This window comes from Fusobacterium sp. FSA-380-WT-3A (assembly GCF_012843705.1).
Lineage (GTDB): Bacteria > Fusobacteriota > Fusobacteriia > Fusobacteriales > Fusobacteriaceae > Fusobacterium_B.
Window position 1 is genome coordinate 383,311 of sequence record NZ_JABAFQ010000001.1, and the last position, 10,036, is coordinate 393,346.

Here is a 10,036-nt window from a genome sequence, read left to right on the forward strand (position 1 = left end):
CTCTCCTTTATATTAATAAAATAAATTTTTTATAATTATGAATATCTCACTAGGTGTTTTAACATCTTTTAATAATTTTAAAATATTTTTTTCTCTTATAATATTAATAAATTCCATAAGTCCATTTAAATGTTCTCTTTTATCTTTACTAGCAAGTGTTATAACTAAATATACCTTTTCTTTATCTGGAAAATCTATTCCATCTTCAACATAAAGAATTCCTATCCCTGTTTTTCTAACACCATCTTCTGGATTTGCGTGAGCTAAAATTATTCCTTCTTGAATAACCATATAACTTCCAAATTTATTGATAAGTTTGATTATCTCATCTGCATAATCTTTATTTACCATATTTTCATCTACAAGTTTTTTACTTCCTAAAAATATAGCTTCTTGCCAATCATTAACATTTTTTATTAACTCAATTCTTGATAAAGACATCATATCTGTAAATTTAAGTTGTTTTAATTGTTGTCTATCATCAAAAATTTCTCCTTTAAATTTTTCTTTTAATTCTTTTATGAACTTTTCTTCATCTAAAGAAATTGTACTTTCTTTTACAACTTCTAATAATTTAGAAAGTTTTATTTTGCTTTTTACTTGTGAAAGATTTAATTTCTCTAACTTTTGAATGTCTTCTTTATTTAAAATAGGTGAGACTGTAACAACTGGAACATAAGTATTTTCAAGATTATCAATTGTTGTTATTATTAAATCTACTTCATCTAAATTATTATAAGTATCTAACAAATTATAAGGAATAGTGTCAATTATATTTACAGAAAATTTTTCTTGTATACTTTCTGCTAAAAACTTTGAAGTACTATATCCAGAACCACAAACAATTAATATATTTTTTAGTTTTTTCTTTCTAGTTCTCTTTATAGCTAACTGAAAGTGCATTGCTATATAAGCTATCTCTTCATTTGACATATTCAAATTTTTGAAATCACATTTAGACCAAGCTTCTTCTACTTGAGAAAGAATTGTAGGATAACTTTCTCTAAACTCTTCATAGATATGAGTATCTAATTTCCCACCCATCTTAGCTCTATATATTGCTGGTTTTATATGATTTATAAGTCCTTCAAGTAAAGTAAAATCTTTTTCTAAGTCTGAATAACCAAACTTACTAATCTCTTTTATTAAAGACATTATAAAAGTTTCAACTTGTACCCAATTTCCATAAAAAGAATCATCAAAATTAAAAGTATGACTTCCTAAAAAATATTCTGTAAGACTTAAAAGTTCTCCCTCTTTTAAATCAAATTTTTCTAATGTATTTTTTACACTTAGATACTCTTCAGTATTTGAAAGAAATTGTTTATTTTTAAAATGTTCTATGGAATGTTTTTCATATCTGTTTAAAACTATTAAAATATAGAAAAATAAAACTTTATATGCTTCATCACTTAATTTTTTATTATTTTTTTCTAATATACTTTTTAATATTTCAGAGGCAAGTTTTATTTTTTCTGTTTCAAAGAAAATATCCATTTCTTCCCAAGGAATAAAATAGCCATAGTAATAAGTTTTTGATACAAAAATACCTTCATTTTTAAAACTTATATCATAATTCTTTAGTAAAATATCAAGCATTAATTTTCTAACATTTTCTTCTTCCCCAGAAAGTTCTAGATATCTATTAGTTTCTGCTGATAAATCTAACATAAAAGTTTTTACATATTTTTTTATTTTCTTTATATCTGATTTTAAAGTAACACTACTAACTCCTAAGAAATCACTTATTTCATCTATAGTTAGTTTTCCTTTTCCAAAAAGATATAAAGTTAAAATAATCTTTTCTCTTTCATCTTGTGAAAAATTGTAAGTATTTATATTTTCTTTTATCTTTTTTACTACCTCATCTAGTGAGGAAGAAAAAGAAATTTTCCCAAGTTTAAGTTTTAGTTCTGGAAGTTCAAGACCTTGTAGATGATAATTACAATCTTCTATTTTATATCTTATACTTCTCTCACTAACACCCATAAGTTTTGCATTTTCTTCTAAAGAATTTATTTTATTTTCTGTTATACTTTTTATAAGATTTAGAACATCTCTTGTTATGGCCATATTGTTCACCTCTTTATTTCTTATATTCAAAGTATACTTTTTTTATATACACTTTCAAGTAAAAAACCATTCCACTTTTTTTTGAAATATTTTTTATCATATCAAAAAATTATTTTTCTTATCTTTTTGATTTTTTTCCATACATATAACATATGTATTTTCTATTTTCCTATTCATAAATAGAATTTCTTTTAGTTATTCCTACATTTTTTTAAAATTTTTCTTTAATTTTTCTTGAAAGTTTTTTGTTATTTTTTAATTTTTTTCTTTTAAGTAAATTTTTCAAAAAATTTTTGAAAAATCAATTTTTTATCTTTTTTAAAAAAATTATAATAAAAAAGCTAGTTAATATTTTCTTAACTAGCTTATCTTAAATAAATATTTTTCACTATTTTTTGAAGTTATTAAAGAATTTTTTATTAATATTTTTCTAGTAACTCAAAATTAAACATATCCATTCTATAATCTTTCCAAATAGGGTACTCTTCTCTAGTTTTTGTTACTTCATCTAAATCAATTGTAATATTTAAAATTTCCTCTTCTGTATCTGAGGCTTTAGCTACAACATCTCCAAAAGGAGATATTACTTCACTATCTCCACATATATTCTGCCCAAGAGGATTTAACCCTACTGTATTAACTCCAATAACATAGTAAAGATTATTGATAGCTCCAGCCATAAGGCTAGAATGCCATCTATTTTTTAACCATTCACTCCAAACAGAAGGACAAATTATTAACTCTGCTCCTTTAAAATGCAATATTCTAAAAAGTTCTGGAAATTCTATATCATAACAATTTAATAAACCAATTTTTCCAAACTCTGTATCACAGGCAAATAATTTATCTCCTTTAGTAAATGTCCTATTTTCTTCTTCCCAACAATAAATTTTTCTATAATTACATAATAGATTTCCTTTGTTATCCACAAACATCAAACTATTATAATAAGTATCCTTCTCTTTTTCAGAATACCCCATTATAATATAAATATTATTTTTTATAGAAATTTCTTTTAATTTATTAAAAAGATTTCCATTTTTTTCTTCAGATAATTCATGAAAAGTTCTTCTTCTGTTAAAATATCCTGTATAAAACAGTTCTGGAAAAACAACTAAATTACTTCCATTTTTAGAAACTTCCTCTATAATTTTAATTGCTTTCTCTAAATTTTTTTCAGGCTTTCCATGTATAGATTTTACTTGTGCTATAGTTATATTTATTTTTCTCATAATTTTTATTTCTCCTCTTTAAAAATTGAAAAATTAAAATAAGTATTTAATGTTTTAAACCAATATTTAAAATATTTTCTATTTTTTAAATTATAATATTATTGTAAATATAAAGCAACATCAATTATATATTTTTATTTTAATAAACTATGTTTTAATAAAATTTATCTTAAAAATTTTAATTATTTATGTTAATAAAATATAAATTCTATAACTATTGACTATGGTATTGAGATAATTTTTCTACCAAAGGCAAAAAATAAAAAATACTATAAAACTTGTACCTTCAACGACTAAAATATAAGATTATTTCTAAAGAAATTTTAAAAAAAATATGGTATAATTATCAAAAAAAAGTGAGGTCAAAAAATGAAAATAATTTTTTCACCAAGTAAAACTATGTTAGACAAAAAACTTAATTTTTTAGAAACCCCAAAACTATTATTTGAAAATAAGACTGATATTATTATAAAAAAATTAAAAGAATTTTCTATTGAAAACATAGAAAAAATTTTTAAGATAAAAGGAAAAATATTAGAAGAGACTTTTAAAAATATTCAAAAGTTTGAAATATTAGAAGAATATCCAGCTATTTCTCTATATGAAGGTGTTACCTTTAGGCAATTGGAGCTTAATAAATATTCTAAAGCTCAGTTAGAATATCTAACAAAAAATTTATTTATTTTATCAGCTTTTTACGGTCTTCTTTCTCCAAATACTAAAATAAAAAAATATAGATTAGATATGACTATCAATATATTAGAAAATAATTTATATAAATTTTGGAGTTCTGAGATAAATGATTATCTAAAAAAATATTCAGATGAAATTTTTATAAATCTTGCTTCAAAGGAGTTTTCTAAACTTTTAGATTATAAAAAATTTAATGTTATTGATATAGAATTTAGACAATTAGTAAATGGCCAAGAGAAAAATATAAGTACTGAAGCTAAAAAAGCTAGAGGATTATTATTAAATTATATGATTACCAATAAAATTTTAAATATTGAGGACATAAAAAAATTTAATGAAAATGGATACGTTTTTTTAGATAATAGGTCTGATGAGAAAAAATTATTTTTTCTAAAAAAATAACTTATAAATATTTCCTATTTCTATTCTATGTAACTAAAATTCATTATAAAAATAATATATTTTAAATAAAAAGTTGGACCAATTAAAGCCCAACTTTTTTCTTTTCCATTTATAATTAAAATTTTTTTACCGTTTAATCAAACATTTTTCTTTCTATCATTTTTCTTATTACTTTTTTCACTAATTCTATTCTTTCTTCTATACTTGATACTTCTAAATATTCTCTTTTACTGTGAGCTTCTCCACCTATTGGTCCTAATCCATCTATTACACCAACTCCTAGTACTCCTAAGAAATTTCCATCAGAACATCCCCCTGCTATCTCCCAATCACATTGAATATTTAATTCTTTTTTACTCTCATCAAAAATATTTTTTAATAATTCAGATTTTTCATTTAATACCAAAGGAGCTCTAAATCCTCCTCTTTCTATATTTATTTTTATCCCTTTAACTACAGGATTTTTTTCTAATTCTTTTATTTTATCTTCAATTTTATTAAAGAATTCTAAATTATGTGACCTTCCTTCAAATTCAATAGCTGCATAGTCTGGAACTATATTAACTCCCACTCCTCCCTCTATAATTCCTACATTTATAGAATTTTTTATTTCCCAATTATGTAATTTAGAAATTTCTGTAATCCAATATGCTGTTTCTAATATAGAATTTATTCCTTCTTGAGGTGCATTTCCTGCATGAGATGCTTTTCCAAAAAATTCTACTTTATATTTTATAATCCCTTTTCTCTCTATAACATTATTTCCATTTTTTCGTGCTGGTTCAAATACCATTGCATATTTTGTATTTTTTCCCACCTCTTCTATAATTGATTTAGAAAATTTAGAACCAATCTCTTCATCAGTATTCATTATCATAGCTATATTTATATTTTCTTTTCTAAACTCCTCTGCTATCTCTACCATAGATAATACTCCTGCTTTCATATCACAACATCCAGGTCCAGTAACTATATCTTTTTCTAGTCTATATTTCCAATCTTTTGTTGTTCCTTTTGGAAAAACTGTATCATTATGCCCTAAAAATAATAAATCTATTTTTTCTGAATTATTATTTTTTAATAATAAAACTGGATTTTTTCCATTATTTTCTGGATACTCTTTGATTATCCAATTTTCTTTTAATCTCTCTTTAAAAAAATCAGTTACTTCTCTTAATCCTTCTGGTACATTACTTCCACAATCTATATTTACTAACTTTTCTAAATCATCTAAAAATTTTTCTATATCCACTTTTTTCCTCCAATATAATTTTGTATAAATATAATAGCACTAGAGTATAAATAAAGTAAAGATTTAATTTTTTCATCCTCTAATTTTTAAATTACTATGTTCTATATATTAATATGACATATCAACTAAAAAAGGATTGAAAATTCAATCCTTTTTTAATTATCATTTATTTCTTAGGGTATTATTTGACAGCTATTAATTCTATTTCTACTTTTACATCTTTTGGTAATCTTGCTACTTCTACACAAGCTCTTGCTGGTTTTACTTCTCCTAAATACTCATTATATACTTCATTTATTGCTCCAAAATCATCCATATTTTTTATGAAACATGTTGCTTTTACTACATCTTTAAATATATACCCTGCTTCATCTAGTATTGCTTTTAAATTTTCTAATGATTGTCTTGTTTGAGCTTTTACATCATCTGATACTAATGTCATTGTTTCTGGTACAAATGGTATTTGTCCTGATATGTATAAAGTTCCATTTACCTCTATTGCTTGTGAATATGGTCCTAAAGCTGCTGGGGCTTTTGAAGTATTTATTATCCTTTAAATATAAATTTTAATTTTTAGGAATAAATTTTTTCCTAATAAAACGAAATACTGCTACTACTACAGCTATTACTCCTACCCATCCTGAAACTGAAACTAATACATTTATAATTTGAGCATAAGAACCTAAAAAGCTTACTGCAAGCTCTGTTAAAACAAGAGTAGTTCCTATCACTTTAAATTTTATTGTTCCTTCTTCAGCAAAATATTTTGCTGCTATAACAGCAACTGGTGCTGCAGTCGTAAAAGAAGCTAAAACAACAAGTAAAACAAGTATCCCTGCAAGCTTAGGAACATGATATGTTGTTATTGCTAAATTAGGAGCTGGTGTTCCTATTGCTATACTAATATTTGATACTTGTGCAAAAATCATTAAAGCAATCATTAGTGTTAATAATATAAATGATACTATTACCCAAATCGAAGTTTCTTTCATTGTAGCAGTTGTATCAGCCATATAACATGTTACAAAATATGGTAAAACAAATAATATTATATAACTTGAATGTAAAAATGTTGACCCCAACCAATTATTATGTAACCTTGATATTTCTGTTGTTGTACTTGCTATTTCAGCTCCCTTTTGGAATCCATCAACTGGATTAATACTACTGAATACAAAACTAATCATTAATACAACCATAATAAATGGTGCTATAGCACTTATTATTTCAATTACTCTCTTAAATCCAAATAAAACAGATATTATGCAAAGAACTGACAAAAGAACTGCTCCTACATAATAATTAAAACTATAATATTGTGTAAGCATACTTCCTGTACCAGATATTAATTGTACCATAAAACAAACTACAAAGGCTACTGTATAAAAGTGGACGGCTGTTCCTACATATTTTCCACAAAACCAAATAAAACATTCTTTAGCACTTGAGAGATTAAATCTTTTACATGAATAAATTACAATTAATGCAAGAGCAGCAGTAAAAATATGATAAAGAATTATTCCTATCATTCCATATGTTCCGTGACTTGAATATGCTTGTAAAAATTCTTGTCCTGTTCCTGTTGCAGAACCAATATAATATGCAATCATTCCTCCTATCATACTTAATAAAAATAATGGACGAACTGTTTTTCTTTCCTCTAACATAATTATCCTCCTTTTTAATTAATAATTTTTAGCAAGAAAAGCATAAAAACTTATAGTTTTATATATATCTTCTAAACTACATTTTTCATTTTTCATATGAGCTAATTTTAAATTTCCAGGTCCAAAAACTATTGTTGGAATTTTAAACTCCCCATTTGTTGCAAACCCATTTGTTGCAAAAGGTAATTTAAATAAAGTTGTTTCTTTATTAAATAATTCTTTATATGTTTTGGATGCAGTCCTAGTTAAATAGTCATTTTCTAATATCTCCCAAGCTGGTAAAAAAACATTTAATATCACATCTTTTCCAGTATAACTTTTACCTTTAGCTTCGTATAATTCATATGTAGCGTCAATTCCTTCTATAAATGATTCCATTTCTTTATTAATTTTTTCTTTTGTTTCTCCTAATGCAAGTCTTCTATCTATATAAATTGTACACATATCTGGAACTGCATTTAAAGAAGCTGTTCTTGCTTTTATATCTGAAACAACAATTGAACCTTTTTCTCCTTCAATTTTATCAAATTCTTTTTGTTTATTTTCTATTCTTTCTAGAATTTTAACCATTTTGTAAATTGCATTATCTCCCTTTTCAGGTGCAGAACCATGTGCTGAAATTCCATTAGTTATAATTTTATACATAGCTCTTCCTCTATGTCCTAAGCCTATTTTTAAATCACTAGGCTCTCCAATAACTACATACTTTAAATCATATAAATTATTTTCTTTTAATACTCTATATAATAATTCTCCATCAAAATCCTCTTCCATAATTGAAGTGGAAATATAAATTGTTTTATCTGGACATAAATTTAATTTTTTAATTAAATATCCTGCATAAATCATTGAAACAACAGACGATTTTGTATCTACACTTCCTCTCCCATGAAGAATTCCATTATATATCTCTCCTGAAAAAGGTGGAAAATCCCATTCTTTTTCATCTTTAGCTTCTACAATATCTAAGTGAGCATCATATAACACTTTTGTTTTTCCATTACCTATTATTCCTAAAACATTTCCATAATCATCTATTTTAACTTTATCATATCCTAATTTTATCATTTTTTGTTTTACTAACTCTGCAGCATCTTTTTCATATCCTGTAAAACTTTTTATTCTTATAAGTTCTTTACTAAAACTATTAATATCATTTTTTATTTTATTTAATTCAAATTTTAATTTATCCATATTATTTTTAGCTGTAATCAAGAAATTTTATATTTATATAAAATTCTTCTTAATTGTCCTCCTACTCTTATAATATATATTTTTCTATTAATTATAATATAACCAGGACCATAAATAAATTAATACTAATCTAAATTAAAATAAAGAAAGCTTTATCTATATATCCTGGTTATAATCCATACTTTATAAAAATTTAATTTTTATTTTTTAGTTTTTATTCTATGTAATTTTCTACTTCCACCAGATAAACATTCACAACCATCTTTTGTTATTACAAAGTTTTCTTCTAAATCAAAAACTCCATTTTCATTAACTACACCTGGTTCTAGATTAATTATCATTCCTTCTTGTAATATAGTTTTATCATAAATTGTTACTGAAGGTGGTTCTGTACTGCTTAATCCCATTCCATGTCCCATTCTTCCACAATCAAAAGTTGCTTCAAATCCTGCTAGCTCCATAAGTCTAGCACATTCTCTAGCTACATCTGCAACTGGAACCCCTGGTTTCATTATTTTAGATGCTTCCATTGTTATTTCGTGAATTTTATCTTGTAATTCTATTGATTCTTTTGAAAGTTCTTCTGTAACTATTCCTGAACGACAAAAATCTGACCAGTATCCATTATATCTAGCACCTAAATCTAGCCACAACATATCTCCTTTTTCTAACTTTCTATCTGTACTTGTCTTACTAATTCTTCCATAATTTTCAGTACCTGATGTAATTATTACAAATCCTGGATATTCAGCCCCTCCATCTAACATATATTTTTGAACTTTTTGAGAAATTTCTCTCTCTGACATTCCTTCTTCAACAACATCAAAAATATGATCGTGTGCATAACTTGTTGCTTGACACGCTCTTCTAATACATTCAATTTCTTTTGGAGATTTTATTAATCTTTGAGACCAAATAATATCAGTTGCATCTACAAATTCAACTTCTGGCATAATAGCTTTTAATTCATCATATTGTCTAACTTCAAAACTTATTCTTTGTTCAAATCCAAGTTCTAATCCAACTTTTCCCTTACCCATATTTAAAGAAATCATAACATCTTTTAATTCTTCTGAGGTAGGTCCTAAAAGACTTTTAAACTCTATCACTTCGCAACAAAATGAAATTACTTCTGCTTCTGGGGCAACAAATGTTTGTACTAATAATTTAGGTCTTCCTTCTACTGGTATAAATAAAAATGATGGTCTAGTAAAAGTTGACCAAGGAGCATGAGTATTATAGTTAGCATAATAATTTAAGTTTGCTTCTGCAGTCACTAGCATCCCACACATATCTTTTTCTTTCAATTTTTTTTGAGCTAATTCTATCCTATCTTTTATATCTTTTTCTGTAAATTTTATCAATTCCATATAATCCTCCTATATTAATATTTTTAGTTTATAAAATTTCTTTTATATAAAGTTTTATAAATTACTATATATTCCGTCCCAAACTACTTTTCTATATCCTTCTACATCTGTATCTCCTTCTGTACTGATACAAAGTATTCTTGAGTTTTCATC

General features: G+C 24.9%; 8 protein-coding genes. 1 reads left to right on the forward strand and 7 read right to left on the reverse strand.

Annotated features, from left to right (window positions below):
• Positions 1-12: 12 nt before the first annotated feature.
• A complete protein-coding gene (locus tag HF862_RS01840) occupies positions 13-2,073 on the reverse strand; it encodes a BglG family transcription antiterminator (protein ID WP_170186205.1) in 2,061 nt (686 codons plus the stop codon).
• A 419-nt stretch (positions 2,074-2,492) separates the two neighbouring features.
• On the reverse strand, positions 2,493-3,305 hold the full coding sequence (locus tag HF862_RS01845) for a carbon-nitrogen hydrolase family protein (RefSeq protein WP_170186206.1): 813 nt from the start codon (positions 3,303-3,305) through the stop codon (positions 2,493-2,495).
• 369 nt (positions 3,306-3,674) lie between these two features.
• Here HF862_RS01845 and HF862_RS01850 point away from each other — a divergent pair, with 369 nt between their 5' ends.
• On the forward strand, positions 3,675-4,400 hold the full coding sequence (locus HF862_RS01850; protein ID WP_170186207.1) for a YaaA family protein: 726 nt from the start codon (positions 3,675-3,677) through the stop codon (positions 4,398-4,400).
• A 133-nt stretch (positions 4,401-4,533) separates the two neighbouring features.
• On the opposite strand, the gene HF862_RS01855 is transcribed toward HF862_RS01850, so the two are convergent.
• From HF862_RS01855 to HF862_RS01875, 5 genes are all read right to left on the reverse strand, one after another.
• Entirely contained in the window at positions 4,534-5,652 is a 1,119-nt protein-coding gene (locus tag HF862_RS01855) for a M20 family metallopeptidase (RefSeq protein ID WP_170186208.1), read from the reverse strand.
• A gap of 181 nt (positions 5,653-5,833) precedes the next feature.
• Positions 5,834-6,202: a RidA family protein gene (locus tag HF862_RS01860; protein ID WP_170186238.1), complete on the reverse strand. Its 369-nt coding sequence runs from the start codon at positions 6,200-6,202 to the stop codon at positions 5,834-5,836.
• Between the two features lie 16 nt (positions 6,203-6,218).
• Positions 6,219-7,319, reverse strand: a complete 1,101-nt coding sequence (locus tag HF862_RS01865) for a hypothetical protein (RefSeq protein WP_170186209.1) — start codon at positions 7,317-7,319, stop codon at positions 6,219-6,221.
• An 18-nt stretch (positions 7,320-7,337) separates the two neighbouring features.
• Entirely contained in the window at positions 7,338-8,513 is a 1,176-nt protein-coding gene (locus tag HF862_RS01870; RefSeq protein WP_170186210.1) for a YgeY family selenium metabolism-linked hydrolase, read from the reverse strand.
• A gap of 200 nt (positions 8,514-8,713) precedes the next feature.
• The gene (locus HF862_RS01875; RefSeq protein ID WP_170186211.1) at positions 8,714-9,883 is read right to left on the reverse strand and encodes a Xaa-Pro peptidase family protein; all 1,170 of its coding nucleotides are present in this window, start codon (positions 9,881-9,883) and stop codon (positions 8,714-8,716) included.
• Positions 9,884-10,036 lie beyond the last annotated feature (153 nt).